The 15945-nt window shown below is 68.4% G+C and carries 7 protein-coding genes; 5 read left to right on the forward strand and 2 right to left on the reverse strand.

The window, feature by feature from the left end:
• Nucleotides 1-300, forward strand: a 300-nt coding sequence (locus A5732_RS01060; RefSeq protein WP_142256525.1) for an HNH endonuclease signature motif containing protein, incomplete at its 5' end; no start/stop codon positions are given.
• A 73-nt stretch (nucleotides 301-373) separates the two neighbouring features.
• Here A5732_RS01060 and A5732_RS01065 read toward each other — a convergent pair.
• Nucleotides 374-1840: an aldehyde dehydrogenase gene (locus tag A5732_RS01065; protein ID WP_076051082.1), complete on the reverse strand. Its 1467-nt coding sequence runs from the start codon at nucleotides 1838-1840 to the stop codon at nucleotides 374-376.
• Nucleotides 1841-1922: 82 nt separating this feature from the next.
• Between A5732_RS01065 and A5732_RS01070 the strand changes: the two genes are divergently transcribed.
• Nucleotides 1923-3272, forward strand: a complete 1350-nt coding sequence (locus tag A5732_RS01070) for a secreted hydrolase (protein WP_076100076.1) — start codon at nucleotides 1923-1925, stop codon at nucleotides 3270-3272.
• On the opposite strand, the gene A5732_RS01075 is transcribed toward A5732_RS01070, so the two are convergent.
• Nucleotides 3255-4406 carry an aromatic ring-hydroxylating oxygenase subunit alpha gene (locus tag A5732_RS01075; protein WP_076100079.1) on the reverse strand — a complete coding sequence of 384 codons (1152 nt, stop codon included), beginning with the start codon at nucleotides 4404-4406 and terminating at the stop codon, nucleotides 3255-3257. The genes A5732_RS01070 and A5732_RS01075 overlap by 18 nt on opposite strands.
• A 40-nt stretch (nucleotides 4407-4446) precedes the next feature.
• Here A5732_RS01075 and A5732_RS01080 point away from each other — a divergent pair, with 40 nt between their 5' ends.
• From A5732_RS01080 to A5732_RS01095, 3 genes are all read left to right on the forward strand, one after another.
• On the forward strand, nucleotides 4447-5340 hold the full coding sequence (locus A5732_RS01080; protein ID WP_076100081.1) for a MerR family transcriptional regulator: 894 nt from the start codon (nucleotides 4447-4449) through the stop codon (nucleotides 5338-5340).
• Between the two features lie 60 nt (nucleotides 5341-5400).
• Nucleotides 5401-6123: a DUF1906 domain-containing protein gene (locus A5732_RS01085; protein WP_065054112.1), complete on the forward strand. Its 723-nt coding sequence runs from the start codon at nucleotides 5401-5403 to the stop codon at nucleotides 6121-6123.
• A 538-nt stretch (nucleotides 6124-6661) separates the two neighbouring features.
• Complete coding sequence (locus A5732_RS01095; protein ID WP_076100084.1) at nucleotides 6662-15925, forward strand: type I polyketide synthase; 9264 nt, start codon at nucleotides 6662-6664, stop codon at nucleotides 15923-15925.
• Nucleotides 15926-15945: the final 20 nt, after the last annotated feature.

Below are 15945 nucleotides of genomic sequence, written 5' to 3' on the forward strand. Positions count from 1 at the left end.
CTGCACGCCCATCACCTCTGGCACTGGGAAGACGGCGGCCCCACCGAGTTGGCCAACCTGGTGCTGCTATGTCCTTACCATCACCGGCTGCACCATCGCGGCGTGCTCACTATCACCGGACCCGCACACGCACTCCTCGTCACCGACCACACGGGCCGAACACTGAGCCCGGGATCGCTGGCGCGCCCACCCACGCAACCCCCACCCGCGGTGGCACCCTGCCCGGGACCAACCGGCGAGCGCGCCCACTGGTGGTGGTATACACCCTTCCAACCCCAACCACCACCGACAAACAACTAGCGTGATGCGCCACCGATCACCACGGCAAGCATTGAGCTCAAATATGTTGCGGCATCGGACAATCCGCACATACCTATAGCGGCGGCAGCTGACCCTTGCAAATCAGGGTCTGCAGCTCGACGTACTCGTGCAGCCCCTCTGGTCCGAATTCACGCCCGATGCCAGACTGCTTGAAGCCGCCGAACGGTGCGCCGATGTCCAGGGTGTACATGTTGATGCCGTAGGTTCCGGTGCGGACGGCCGCCGCGACGTCCAGGCCGTGTTCGATGTCGGCGGTCCACACCGAACCAGCCAGGCCGTAGTCGGTCTCGTTGGCGATGCGGATCGCGTCGTCCTCGTCGCGGTAGCGCAGCACCGTCAGCACCGGACCGAAAATCTCCTCCCGGGCGATGCGCATGTCGTTGGTGGCATCGGCGAACAGCGTCGGCTGCACATACCAGCCGCGCTCGGACGGGCTCTGTTCACCACCGAGCACGACGCGCGCGCCTTCGCTGCGGCCCGACTTGATGTAGTCCTGGACGCGGCGCTGTTGTCGTTGGGCCACAAGCGGTCCGATGTCCGTCGACTCGTCGGCCGGGTCGCCCACATTCAGCGCCGACATCATGTCGGCCAGCGCGTCGACCACCTCGTCGTGCTTACGGTCGCTAACCAGGATCCGGGTCTGGGCGACGCAGGCCTGACCGTTGTTCATCAGCCCCGCGGACTTCAGGCCGGCCACCGTCTTGGCGATGTCGGCGTCGTCGAGGATGATCGCCGCGGACTTGCCGCCGAGCTCCAGACTCACCCGTTTCAGCTGCTCGCCGCACAGGGCGGCGATCCGGCGGCCCACGGCACTGGAACCGGTGAACGCGACCTTGTCCACGCCCGGATGGCGGACCAGCGCCTCGCCGATCTCGGGGCCGCCGGGCAGCACCGACACCACGCCTTCGGGTAACCCGATCTGCTCGATCATCTCCGCCAACCACAAAGCGTCCAGCGGCGTTTCGGGTGCGGGCTTGATGATGACCGTGCAGCCCGCGATCAGCGCCGGGATCAGCTTGGGCATGATCAGAAATTGCGGCACGTTCCACGGCACAATCGCCCCGACTACCCCGACCGGGGCCCTGCGCAGATGGACCTCGCCGAGCACACCCTGCCGGCGTTCCTCCCACGGGAACTCGCGGGCGGCGGCCAGCGAGAGGTGGATCAGCGCCGCGGCGGCCGCTCCCTGGCCCATCCGGCTGAAGCTGCGCGGCGACCCCATCTCGTCGGTGATGAGATCGGCCATCTCGTCGGCGTGGCCGGCGTAGATCCCGGCGAGCTGTTCGACCTTGGCCATCCGGTCGGCGTGGCTCATCCGCGGCCACGGGCCGTGGTCGAAGGCGCGCCGTGCGGCGGCGACGGCGGCGTCGACGTCCTCGGGGCCCGCGACCTGGACATGCCCGACCGGCTCTTCAGAGTGCGGCGAGATCACGGCGAGCTGCTGGGGATTGGCGGGCTTGCGCCACTGGCCCCCGATAAACAGTTCGTTATAGGAGCGATGGCCGGAAGTCTCTGTCATCGGGGCACTTCCTCAGGGGATTGGACGCGACCGCAATTTCGCTATTCACGCTAACATAGCGAAAAAAGCAGCGAGGCCCGATATGACCAGCGATTGGCGCAGTTACCCGTTCCAGTTGGTGCCCGGCGACAGCCAGTTGGACTTTCCCGCCGTCGAAGGCGAACACCCCGATCAGGAGTCGGACACCTGGTTCATCGCCGGTCAGCTTGACTCCGCCGACACCGATCGATCGTTTGCCTTCCTGACCATCTTCAACAAGAACCGGCCCGGGGGGACCGTCGTCGCGGACTTCTACACGATGGCGCTTTTCGACCTCGACACCGGCGACTACGGCACCTTCACCGATTACGACATGCCGCCGGCCAATATGGAGCCCGGCGCCGAGCGCAAGATGACGATGGCATCGGGTCATCTCGACATCACCTACCACAGCAGCGCGGGAACCGCGTCGTGGACGACCAGCCGCAACGGCGATGGCGAACTGCTGCCCTACACCTACCGGGTCAGCCTGGTCGGACAGGACCAATCCGGGCGGCCCATGCGGCTGGATCTGGCCGTAACACCAACGCGCGCACCGACACCGGTGGGCGCATCGACGTACAACGGAAAGATCGTCTGCTTCGGTCAAAGCGACACCTACTCCTATTTCCAGACCGGCATGGCGATGACCGGCACCCTGCGCTGGGGCGACGTGGTCCAACAGGTGTCCGGCGCCAGCGGGCACGTCGATCGGCAGTGGTTCCCCAAGTACGCCGGCGGCGGGGGATCGGGGGGAGACCCGCGGGCCAGGTCGCACGAATGGCGCACGATCAACTTCGACAACGGTGTCGACCTGAGCATCTGGCGCCAGTTCGACCGCACCGATGGCAATGCGCTGCAGCCGTTTACCGGTATCACCACAAGCCACCCGGATCCTTCGATCGCGCCGGAATGCGCCGAAGACTTCGAGGTCACGGTGACCAGCTACGTACGATGGCCGGAGGCCGTGCGGCCCCTGGTGCGGCCCCTCGCCCCGGCCCGCTACCTGCCCGACCGGCATCGGATCACCTGTCCCGCACTGCAACTCGAGCTCATCGGCGAGCCGTTGGTGGCCGCCCCGGCGCACGGCCTGCCGATCGAGTACATGGAGGGTCCCTACCGCTACCGCGGAACCATGTGGGGAAAACCGGTGACCGGCTTCGCGTTCAACGAACGCTCGCTGGCGCTCTACCGGGATTGGGAACTCGTCGACGTGCTGTCCACTACCGTGGCGAGCCTGGCACCGCCGGAGCCCACTTGGCAGACCATGGTGGATCAGCTCGTGCCGTTGGTGGCGGCCGGCCGGCGCAAGGATGCCGTCGAGCTGCTGTTCCGCTCCGCGCCCGTCGAAAACGACACGCTGGCAAAGCTTCTCGACGATCTGATCGCGGTGCTGTCAGCCGAGCCCAGCTGACTGTGACAGCGCCCGGGCCCACGTGATGTGACGATGCTGCAACCCCGGCTCGTTGCGGCCGAACACCAGGTGGTCGCGGGCTCCCGACTCTAGATTGGCTTGCAGCCCCTCGGCCAGCCGGTAATCCTCGTCGCGCACGGTGGCGTGCGCATAATCGAAAACGTCTTGGACGGCGGTTGCCACCGCGTCATCGGAGACGTCCTGCGGTGTTGCGTTCTGGTGGACGGTGATTGACCTGCCGGGCCGATCGCCGGGGTACACCCGGAACAGCTCACCGTTGGCGATCGTCACCGAAAGCACGATGTTGGGGAACAGCGCATAGATCACCACCACGTTGTAGAACGGACTCCACTGATCCTCGGGCATGTCATCGAGATCCAGGATGGTGTTGAGCGGAAAGATCAGCCGGTGGTGCGGCCCGTAGGAATCGAACACCGTGCAGTTGCTGCGCGCGATCGTGGCGAAGGTCTGCTGATGGACGGTGGCGAAATGATAGTTCTCGGCGAAGGTGTCGATCGCCAGCTTCCAGTTGATCGGGGAGTCCAGCACCTTCTCGCCCAGCGGGGACCAGCGCCCCATGCCCCACGAGTCGAGTTCGTCGGCGAGCGGCCCCAGGTGTGCCGGCACGTCCAGCGTCGCTCCGGGATCCAGTGCTACCCAGAGGAATCCGGCGAATTCAGTGGCCGGGAGCTCGGTCAGCCCGTCAGACTTGATGGCCACTTCCGGGAACCCCTCGCGCCCCGGAAGGGCCACCAAGCGCCCCGTGTTGTCGTATGTCCAGGCGTGGAACGGACAGGTGAACCACCTGGAGGTGCCGCAACCCGACACCACCTGCGACTGGCGGTGCAGACACACGTTGTTGAACGCCTTGACCGTTCCCTGCGAGGTTCGGGTCAGCAGGATGGACCGTCCCATCACCGTCTTCGTGCAGTACGCACCCGGGGCGGGAAGTTCCGAGACGTAGCCGACCAGCTGCGGACTGCCCAGCAGCATGGCCCGATCCCGGTGGTGCCGCTCGATATCCGTGTAGTCGCGCGCGTCGACCGTGTGCTGGGCCGGAGCGAGATCGGTCGTCTTGTCCCGCGCCAACTTCAACGCGCGCCGCGTCAGATCGATGAGCTGGGCGTGCTCCATCCGCCCAGTACAGACCTTGTCACAGTTGTAAGGTCAAGGGGTGGCTGAGCAGTTGCTGATCGGCGACGTCACGGCCTTGACCGGCATCGCTTCCGGGCGTATTCGCCATTACGAGAAAATCGGATTGCTACACGCCCAGCACCTGTCCAACGGCTACCGGGTTTTCGACGTCGAGCAGGTCCTCGACCTGCTGCGCATCGATCTGATGCGAAGCCTCGGCGTCGGCATCAACGACATTGCGCGGTTGATCGAAGGCGGGCACAGCACGCTGGCCGGCCTGCTCGACGAGCACCGCGCGCTGCTGATACAGCAGCGGGAGCGGATCGACCACCTGATCCGGGCCATCGACGCCGCCACCGAGTGCGGCGACGCGGACCTCAACGAGGACATCCTGCACCGGTTGGCGACCACGCACCGCGACAGCCTCGGGGTGATCGGGCGGCTCAGCGCTCCGCTGCCGGCGCCCGTCGCCGCGATGTACGCCGACCTGTTCGACGAATGGGACCTGCCGGTTCCCGCGTTGTTCGGGCAAATGGTCCTTCCGACCGCGGCCAGCACTCTGTTGTCACAACTGGCTGAGACCCCGGGCCACGAGGTGCTGTTCGATCGGCTGCGCAGCCTGGCCGCCGACGTGATCGCGCTGGGCCAAGACGATGCTGCCGCATCGGAACTCGCTCGCCGCTGGATCGACCAGCAGCTGGCAGACCCCCTGCCCGACGAGGTGGTCGGCGTGCTGCGGGGTGTGCAACCGCTGCTGGAGCGCGAGCCGGTGATCGTGCAGGGATTTCGCGCCTGGGCGGGATCGATCAGCCCAGCGGCCGCCGACTTCATCGAGGAGATCGCCCAGCAGACCGCCCGGCGCGGAGTGGAAGCCGTGAGCGTCATCGTGCTGCCCGCGCGCCCACCCGTTCAAACCAACGATGCGGCACTGTGATGCACATGTGACCGGCGTGATTAATGAGTCATATGGGATTTGTGTCGTACCCTGTGGCTTGTGTCATCCGTTTCGCGGCGCGACCTGCTCAAATTCGCGGCCGCAACCCCCGCCCTGCTGGGCCTGGGCGCAGCCGCCGCGTCGCTGAGCGCGGCGCCCGCATCGGCGTCGCTCGGCACCCTGCTGGATTACGCGGCCGGCGTCATTCCGGCCAGCCAGATCCGGGCCGCGGGCGCTGTGGGGTCGATTCGGTACGTCTCGGACCGCCGCCCCGGCGGCAACTGGATGCTCGGCAAGCCGATCCAGGTTGCCGAGGCGCGCGACCTCGACAGCAACGGGCTCAAAATCGTGTCCTGCTATCAGTACGGCAAGGCCAGCACCGCGGACTGGCTGGGCGGTGCCAACGCCGGCCTGCAGCACGCGCAGCGCGGGATGCAGCTGCACGCCGCGGCCGGTGGGCCCGCCAGTGCGCCCATTTATGCCTCGATCGACGACGACCCCTCCTACGAGCAGTACAAGAGTCAGGTGGCGCCCTACCTGCGTTCCTGGGAGTCGGTTATCGGTCATCAGCGCACAGGCGTGTACGCCAATTCGAAAACCATCGACTGGGCGCTGCACGACGGATTGGGCTCCTACTTCTGGCAGCACAACTGGGGCTCGCCCAAGGGATATGCCCACCCGGCGGCCAACTTGCACCAGGTTGAAATCGACAAACGCAGCGTCGGAGGGGTCGGCGTGGACATCAACGAGATCCTCAAGCCCCAATTCGGCCAGTGGGCCTAATGCCCGATGCCGTCGCCCGGCCCGGTCGGGGCGCCGACTCTTAGAAATTCCAGCAAACACTCGTTCGCTCATTTTCCGGACGCGCGCCGGCGACCGATCGTCGTCCGAGGCCGCCGACGGTGCCCCGACGGCACTCCGCGAGCCAAAATTTTTATGTAACGATTCGATAACAAGACTGCCTTGATCTGCGCAGTTATAGCTACTCGACCGTAACCACCTTCATGCAGCGGGTTTGGTAATCGGGTTCGCGTCGTGGGTCAAACCGGGTGTTACCCAGGACACGGTTACCCATGCGTAGAACTCATCAGTAACCGATCAGCACGCGAAACGGGGGTCGATCCTTATGACACTCTTAGTGCAGCCGATGAAGTCCGTCGCGCCGCTCAGCACCAGCCGGGCGGTCCGCCGACAACACACCGGCCGGCCGTTTTCCCGGCTGTGATTCGACGCCGAACCACGCCGCATCGACAGAACCCCGCCCGGCGGTGGTGACCGCCAGACGAAGAGACCTAAAGACGCATACAGGGGAGCAGACAAGGTGACGATCCACGAGCACGACCGGGTGTCCGCTGACCGCGACGGCCAAGGCAGGGCCCCACACGCCGGGGACACCCACGCCCTCGTCGACCGCCTGACGGCCGGCGAGCCCTACGCCGTGGCATTCGGCGGCCAGGGCAGCGCCTGGCTGGAGACCCTCGAAGAACTGGTGTCGTCGGCCGGCATCGAGTCCGACCTGGCAACGCTGGTCGGTGAGGTCAACCTGCTCCTCGAGCCGGTGGCCAAAGAGCTCGTCGTCGTGCGTCCGATCGGCTTCGAGCCGCTGTCGTGGGTGCGTGCGCTGGCCGCCGAGGACCCCATCCCCTCGGACAAGCACCTGACCTCGGCCGCGGTGTCGATCCCGGGCGTGCTGCTCACTCAGATTGCGGCCGTGCGGGCGCTGGCTCGCCAAGGCATGGACCTGAAGGCGACGCCCCCGGTGGCCGTCGCCGGACATTCCCAAGGTGTGCTCGCCGTCGAGGCGCTGAAGGCCGGGGGCGCCCGCGACGTCGAGCTGCTGGCGCTGGCCCAGCTGATCGGCGCGGCCGGGACGCTGGTGGCCCGTCGGCGCGGCATCTCGGTGCTCGGCGACCGCCCGCCGATGGTGTCGGTCACCAACGCCGATCCCGAACGCATCGGCCGGCTGCTCGACGAGTTCGCGCAGGACGTGCGTACCGTGCTGCCGCCCGTGTTGTCTATCCGCAACGGCCGCCGTTCGGTCGTCATCACCGGCACCCCGGAACAGCTATCGCGCTTCGAGCTCTACTGCCAGCAGATCTCCGAGAAGGAAGAAGCCGACCGGAAGAACAAGCTGCGCGGCGGCGACGTCTTCTCGCCCGTCTTCGACCCGGTGCAGGTCGAGGTGGGCTTCCACACTCCCCGCCTCGCCGACGGCATCGACATCGTCGGCAGCTGGGCCGAGAAGGTCGGCCTGGACGTCGAACTGGCCCGACACCTGACGGAGTCGATCCTGGTGCGTCCGGTCGACTGGGTCGAGGAGATCACCCGGGTCAACGACGCCGGCGCCCGCTGGATCCTCGACCTGGGGCCCGGCGACATCCTGACCCGGCTGACCGCGCCGGTCATCCGTGGCCTCGGTGTCGGCATTGTGCCCGCGGCCACCCGCGGCGGGCAGCGCAACCTGTTCACCGTCGGCGCCGTCCCAGAGGTGGCGCGGGCCTGGTCCAGCTACGCCCCGACGCTGGTTCGCCTGCCGGACGGCAGGGTCAAGCTCTCGACGAAGTTCACCCGGCTGACCGGGCGGTCCCCGATCCTGCTGGCCGGCATGACCCCGACCACCGTCGACGCCCACATCGTGGCCGCCGCGGCCAACGCCGGGCACTGGGCCGAGCTGGCCGGCGGCGGCCAGGTCACCGAGGAGATCTTCGCCGACCGCATCGAGCAGCTGGCCGGGCTGCTCGAGGACGGGCGTACCTACCAGTTCAACGCGCTGTTCCTGGACCCGTATCTGTGGAAGCTGCAGGTCGGCGGCAAGCGGCTGGTGCAGAAGGCACGTCAGTCCGGCGCGGCCATCGACGGTCTGGTGGTCAGCGCCGGCATCCCGGACCTGGAGGAGGCCGTCGAGCTGATCGAGGAGCTGGGCGAGGTCGGCATCAGCCACGTTGTCTTCAAGCCCGGCACCGTCGAGCAGATCCGCTCGGTCATCCGCATTGCGACCGAGGTATCCACCAAGCCGGTCATCGCGCACATCGAGGGCGGCCGTGCCGGCGGCCACCACTCCTGGGAAGACCTCGACGACCTGCTGCTGGCGACTTACTCCGAATTGCGGTCGCGCTCCAACATCACCGTCTGCGTCGGCGGCGGCATCGGCACGCCGGAGCGCGCGGCCGACTACCTGTCCGGACGCTGGGCGCAGGCATACGGCTTCCCGCTGATGCCGATCGACGGCATCCTGGTCGGCACCGCGGCGATGGCGGCCAAGGAGGCCACCACGTCGCCGGCGGTCAAGCGGATGCTGGTCGAAACCCAGGGCACCGATCAGTGGATCGGCGCCGGAAAAGCCTCGGGCGGAATGGCTTCCAGCCGCAGCCAGCTCGGCGCGGACATCCACGAGATCGACAACAGCGCCTCGCGGTGCGGCCGACTTCTCGACGAGGTCGCCGGTGACGCCGACGCCGTCGCGGAGCGTCGCGACGAGATCATCGCGGCGATGGCCAACACCGCCAAACCGTACTTCGGCGATGTCGGTGAGATGACCTACCTGCAGTGGCTGCAGCGCTACGTCGAATTGTCCATCGGGGACGGCGATTCCACCGCCGACACCGCATCGCCGGGCAGCCCGTGGCTTGCCGACACCTGGCGCGACCGCTTCGAGCAGATGCTGAAGCGCGCCGAAGCCCGTTTGCACGCACAGGATTTCGGTCCCATCGAGACGCTGTTCGACGGCACCACCGAAGACGGCGCGCGGCTGCTGGAAAATCCCGCCGAGGCCATCGCCACCCTGCTGGCGCACTACCCCGAGGCCGAACGTGTGCAGTTGCACCCGGCCGACGTCCCGTTCTTCGTCACGCTGTGCAAGCTGCTGGGCAAGCCGGTCAACTTCGTGCCGGTGATCGATAAGGATGTACGGCGCTGGTGGCGCAGCGATTCGCTCTGGCAGGCGCACGACGCCCGCTACGACGCCGATCAGGTGTGCATCATCCCGGGCACCGCCGCCGTCGCGGGCATCACCCGGATGGACGAGCCCGTCGGTGAACTGCTGGACCGCTTCGAGCAGGCGGCCATCGACGAGGCGCTCGCCGCCGGAGTGGAGCCCACGGCCGTCACGTCCCGCCGGACCGGCCGCGCCGACGTCACCGGCCCGCTGGCCGTCGTGCTGGACGCCCCCGATGTCCAGTGGGCCGGCCGCACCGCGACCAACCCGGTCCATCGCATCGCCGATCCCTCCGACTGGCTGGTGCACGACGGACCCGAGAGCCGCCGCGCCACGCATTCGTCCACCGGCGCGCGGCTTCAGGTCGACGACGACCGCGTGGTGCTCAGCGTGCCGGTGTCAGGCACCTGGATCGACATCCCATTCACGTTGCCGCCCAACACCATTGACGGCGCCACTCCGGTGGTCTCCACCGAGGATGCCGCCACGGCCATGCGTGCGGTGCTGGCCATCGCGGCCGGCGTCGACGGCCCGGAGTTCCTGCCCCCGGTCACCGACGGAACGGCCACGGTCATGGTGGACTGGGACCCCGAGCGGGTCGCCGATCACACCGGCGTCACGGCTACCTTCGGAGAACCGTTGGCGCCCAGCCTCACCACCGTGCCCGACGCGCTCGTCGGACCGTGCTGGCCCGCCGTCTTCTCTGCGATCGGCTCGGCCGTCACGGACGCCGGCGTCCCGGTCGTCGAGGGCCTGCTGAGCCTGGTGCATCTGGACCACGCCGCTCACATGGTCGGCAAGCTGCCGCCGACGCGGTCGCAATTGACGATCACCGCAACGGCTTCGGCGGCCATCGACACGGACATGGGGCGCGTCGTCCCGGTCTCGGTCGCCATCACCGACAGCGACGGTCAGGTGATCGCCACCCTCGATGAGCGTTTCGCCATCCTGGGCCGCACCGGGGCCGCCGAACTGACCGACCCGACGCGCGCCGGCGGCGCGGTCTCGGAGAACGCGACCGACACACCGCGCCGGCGCCGCCGCGACGTCACCATCACCGCGCCGGTCGACATGCGTCCGTTCGCGGTGGTCTCCGGTGACCACAACCCCATCCACACCGACCGGGCCGCCGCGCTGCTGGCCGGTCTGGAATCGCCCATCGTGCACGGCATGTGGCTCTCTGCCGCCGCTCAGCACGCGGTGACCGCCACCGACGGTCAGGCCCGGCCGCCGGCGCGGCTGATCGGCTGGACCGCGCGCTTCCTTGGCATGGTGCGACCCGGCGACGAGGTCTCGTTCCGCGTCGACCGGGTCGGAATCGACCAGGGCGCCGAGGTTTTGGAGGTCGCCGCCAAGATCGGATCCGATCTGGTGATGTCGGCGACGGCCCGCCTGGCGGCCCCGCACACCGTCTACGCGTTCCCCGGCCAGGGCATCCAGCACAAGGGCATGGGCATGGACGTCCGGGCCCGGTCCAAGGCCGCCCGCAAGGTGTGGGACAAAGCGGACAAGTTCACCCGCGACACCCTGGGCTTCTCGGTGCTGCACGTGGTGCGGGACAACCCGACCAGCATCATCGCCAGCGGTGTGCACTACAACCACCCCGAGGGCGTGCTGTACCTGACGCAGTTCACCCAGGTCGCGATGGCGACGGTGGCCGCGGCTCAGGTCGCCGAGATGCGCGAGCAGGGCGCCTTCGTCGAGGATGCGATCGCCTGCGGCCACTCCGTCGGGGAGTACACCGCGCTGGCCTGCGTGACCGGCATCTACGAGCTGGAAGCCTTGCTGGAGACGGTGTTTCACCGCGGATCGAAGATGCACGACATCGTGCCGCGCGACGAGCTGGGCCGGTCCAATTACCGGCTGGCTGCCATTCGACCGTCGCAGATCGACCTGCCCGACGACGAGGTTCCCGAATTTGTCGCCGGAATCGCCGAGAGCACCGGTGAATTCCTCGAGATCGTCAACTTCAACCTGCGCGGGTCGCAGTACGCGATCGCCGGCACGGTGCGCGGCCTCGAGGCGCTCGAGGAAGAGGTGGAGCGGCGCCGCGAGATCACCGGCGGCAAGCGCTCGTTCATCTTGGTGCCCGGTATCGACGTGCCGTTCCACTCGCGCGTGCTGCGGGTCGGTGTGGCGGAGTTCCGGCGATCACTCGACCGGGTGATGCCGCGCGACAAGGACCCCGACGTGATCATCGGGCGCTACATCCCCAACCTGGTGCCGCGTCCGTTCACGCTGGACCGCGACTTCATCCAGGAGATTCGCGACCTGGTGCCGGCCGAGCCGCTCGACCCGATCCTGGCCGACTACGACACCTGGCTTGCCGAGCGCCGCATCGAGATGGCCCGCATCGTCCTGATCGAGCTGCTGGCATGGCAATTCGCCAGCCCGGTGCGCTGGATCGAAACCCAGGACCTGCTGTTCACCGAAGAGGCCGCCGGCGGCCTGGGTGTGGAGCGGTTCGTCGAGATCGGTGTGAAGTCCGCACCGACCGTCGCGGGCCTGGCCACCAACACCCTCAAGCTGCCCGAATATGCCCACAGCACAGTGGAAGTGCTCAACGCCGAGCGCGACGCGGCGGTGCTGTTCGCGACCGACACCGACCCCGAGCCGGAGCCCGAGGACGAGCCGGAGGCGCCCGCCGACAGTGCGTCGGCACCGGAAGCGGCCGCGGCCGCGCCGGCGGCCCCCGCCGCCGCGCCGACCGCGCCGTCGGGTGCGGCACGACCGGACGACATCGGGTTCGACGCCGCCGACGCCGCGCTGGCGCTGATCGCGCTGTCAGCCAAGATGCGCATCGACCAGATCGAGGAGCTGGACTCCATCGAATCCATCACCGACGGCGCGTCGTCGCGGCGCAACCAGCTGCTGGTGGACCTGGGATCGGAGCTGAACCTGGGCGCCATCGACGGCGCCGCCGAAGCCGACCTGGCCGGGCTGCGCGCGCAGGTCACCAAGTTGGCGCGCACCTACAAGCCTTACGGCCCAGTGCTTTCCGACGCGATCAACGACCAGCTGCGCACGGTCCTGGGGCCCTCGGGTAAGCGGCCCGGGGCCATCGCCGAGCGGGTCAAGAAGACCTGGGAGCTTGGCGAGGGTTGGGCCAAGCACGTCACGGTCGAGGTCGCGCTGGGCACCCGCGAGGGCACCAGTGTCCGGGGCGGCGCCATGGGCCACCTGCACGAGGGTGCACTGGCCGACGCCGCCGCGGTCGACAAGGCGATCGACGCCGCGGTGGCTTCCGTCGCCGCGCGTCGTGGCATCGCGGTGGCGCTGCCGTCCTCGGGCGGTGGCGGCGGCGGTGCGACCATCGACGCCGCCGCGCTGGGCGAATTCACCGATCAGATCACCGGCCGCGACGGCGTGCTGGCCTCGGCGGCGCGCCTGGTGCTCAACCAGCTCGGCCTGGACGACCCGGTCAGCGCTTCACCGGCGGCCACCGATGCCGAGCTCATCGACCTGGTGACTACCGAACTCGGCGCCGACTGGCCACGGCTGGTGGCCCCGGTGTTCGAGCCGAAGAAGGCCGTGCTGTTCGACGACCGGTGGGCCAGCGCCCGCGAAGACCTGGTCAAGCTCTGGCTGACCGACGAGGGTGACATCGACGCCCGCTGGGTGGAGCTGTCCGAAAGGTTCGAGGGCGCAGGCCATGTCGTGGCCACCCAGGCCACCTGGTGGCAAGGCAAGGCCCTGTCCGCGGGCCGGCAGATTCACGCATCGCTGTACGGGCGGATCGCGGCCGGCGCCGAGAACCCGGACCCCGGCCCCTACAGCCACGAGGTCGCGGTGGTGACGGGCGCTTCCAAGGGCTCGATCGCCGCATCGGTCGTCGGGCGGCTGCTCGATGGCGGTGCCACCGTCATCGCCACGACGTCCAAGCTGGACGACGAGCGGCTGGCGTTCTACCGCGGGCTCTACCGCGACCACGCCCGCTTCGGCGCGGCGCTGTGGGTGGTCGCGGCCAACATGGCGTCCTACTCCGACATCGACGCACTGGTCGATTGGGTGGGCACCGAGCAGTCTGAAAGCCTTGGGCCGCAATCGATTCACATCAAGGACGCGCAGACCCCGACGCTGCTGTTCCCGTTCGCCGCACCGCGGGTCGCGGGCGACCTGTCCGAGGCCGGCTCGCGCTCCGAGATGGAGATGAAGGTGCTGCTGTGGGCCGTGCAGCGGCTGATCGGCGGGTTGTCGAAGATCGGCGCCGAGCGCGACATCGCGTCGCGGCTGCACGTGGTGCTGCCGGGCTCGCCGAACCGCGGAATGTTCGGCGGCGACGGCGCTTACGGTGAAGCCAAGTCGGCGCTGGATGCCCTGGTGAGCCGCTGGCACGCTGAGTCATCGTGGGCGGCCCGGGTCAGCCTGGCGCACGCTCTGATCGGTTGGACCCGCGGCACCGGGCTGATGGGCCACAACGATGCCATCGTCGACGCGGTCGAGGAGGCCGGCGTCACCACGTACTCGACCGACGAGATGGCGGCAATGTTGTTGTCCCTCTGCGACATCGAGTCCAAGGTGGCCGCGGCCGGTGCGCCGATCAAGGCGGACCTGACCGGCGGGCTGGGCGAGGCAAACCTCGACATGGCCGAGTTGGCCGCCAAGGCCCGCGAGCAGACCACCTCGGGCGAAGAGGCGGCCGACGAGGCCGGCGCCGAGGGCACCATTGCCGCGCTGCCGTCGCCGCCGCGCGGCTTCACGCCGGCACCACCGCCGGAATGGGCGGACCTTGACGTCGACCCGGCCGACCTGGTGGTCATCGTCGGTGGCGCGGAACTCGGCCCGTACGGCTCGTCGCGGACCCGCTTCGAGATGGAGGTCGACAACGAACTGTCGGCGGCCGGCGTCCTGGAGCTGGCCTGGACCACCGGGCTGATCCGCTGGGAGGATGACCCCCAACCCGGTTGGTACGACACGCAATCCGGTGATCTGGTCGACGAGTCCGAGCTGGTCGAGCGCTACCATGACACCGTCGTGGAGCGCTGCGGCATCCGCGAGTTCGTCGACGACGGCGCGATCGACCCCGATCACGCCTCGCCGCTGCTGGTGTCGGTGTTCCTGGACAAGGACTTCGCGTTCGTGGTGTCTTCGGAGGCCGACGCGCGCGCCTTCGTCGAGTTCGATCCGGAACACACGATCATCCGGCCGGTGCCGGACTCCAGCGACTGGCAGGTCATCCGCAAGGCGGGCACCGAGATTCGGGTGCCGAGGAAGACCAAGCTGTCGCGGACCGTCGGCGCGCAGATCCCGACCGGGTTCGACCCGACCGTGTTCGGCATCAGCCAGGACATGGCCAGCTCGACCGACCGGGTGGCGCTGTGGAACATCGTCGCGACCGTCGACGCGTTCCTGTCTTCGGGATTCACCCCGGCCGAGTTGATGCGGTGGGTGCACCCGGGCCTGGTGGCCAGCACGCAGGGCACCGGCATGGGCGGCATGACGTCGATGCAGACGATGTATCACGGCAACCTGCTCGGCCGGAACAAGCCGAACGACATCCTGCAGGAAGTTCTGCCGAACGTCGTTGCCGCCCATGTCATTCAGAGCTATGTCGGCAGCTACGGCGCGATGATCCACCCGGTGGGTGCGTGCGCGACCGCGGCGGTGTCGGTCGAGGAGGGCGTCGACAAGATCCGTCTCGGCAAGGCCGAACTGGTGGTCTCCGGCGGATTCGACGACCTGACGCTGGAAGCCATCATCGGCTTCGGTGACATGGCGGCCACCGCCGACACTTCCATGATGCGGGGCCGCGGCATCCACGACTCGAAGTTCTCCCGGCCCAACGATCGGCGCCGGCTCGGGTTCCTCGAGGCACAGGGCGGCGGCACCATCCTGCTGGCGCGCGGTGACCTGGCGCTGAAGATGGGTCTGCCGGTGCTGGCCGTGGTGGCCTACGCGCAGTCGTTCGCCGACGGTGTGCACACGTCGATCCCGGCACCGGGACTGGGCGCGCTGGGCGCCGGTCGCGGCGGCAAGGATTCGGCGTTGGCGCGGTCGCTGGGCAAGCTCGGAGTGGGCGCCGACGACGTCGCGGTGATCTCCAAGCACGACACGTCGACCCTGGCCAACGATCCCAACGAGACCGAACTGCACGAGCGGCTCGCCGATTCCCTCGGCCGCTCCGAGGGCGCGCCGCTGTTCGTGGTGTCGCAGAAGAGCCTCACCGGGCATGCCAAGGGCGGCGCTGCGGTCTTCCAGATGATGGGCCTGTGCCAGATCCTGCGCGACGGGGTGATCCCGCCGAACCGCAGCCTGGATTGCGTCGACGACGAACTGGCCGGCTCGGCCCACTTCGTGTGGGTGCGCGAAACCCTGCGGCTCGGGGAGAAGTTCCCGCTCAAGGCCGGCTTGGTGACCAGCCTTGGGTTCGGCCACGTTTCGGGGCTGGTGGCGCTGGTGCACCCGCAGGCGTTCGTCGCCGCGCTCGACCCGCAGCAGCGCGCGGACTACCAGCGGCGCGCGGATGCGCGCCTGCTGGCCGGTCAGCGGCGGCTGGCATCGGCGATCGCCGGTGGCGCGCCGATGTACGAGCGCCCGCCGAACCGTCGCTTCGACCATGACGAGTCGGAGAAGCGTCAGGAGGCGGCGATGCTGCTGAACCCGGATTCGCGCCTGGGCGACGGCGAGGCCTACCAGGTCTCTGCCGGATGACGTCGGTCCGTTAGCCTGGC

It is taken from the genome of Mycobacterium colombiense, from assembly GCF_001953985.1.
Lineage (GTDB): Bacteria > Actinomycetota > Actinomycetes > Mycobacteriales > Mycobacteriaceae > Mycobacterium > Mycobacterium colombiense_B.

Bases quoted from the DNA above. Each gene is read 5' to 3' on its own strand.
- A5732_RS01065 (WP_076051082.1), bottom strand. From the start codon at position 1,840: ATGACAGAGACTTCCGGCCATCGCTCCTATAACGAACTGTTTATCGGG.
- A5732_RS01070 (WP_076100076.1), top strand. From the start codon at position 1,923: ATGACCAGCGATTGGCGCAGTTACCCGTTCCAGTTGGTGCCCGGCGAC.
- A5732_RS01075 (WP_076100079.1), bottom strand. From the start codon at position 4,406: ATGGAGCACGCCCAGCTCATCGATCTGACGCGGCGCGCGTTGAAGTTG.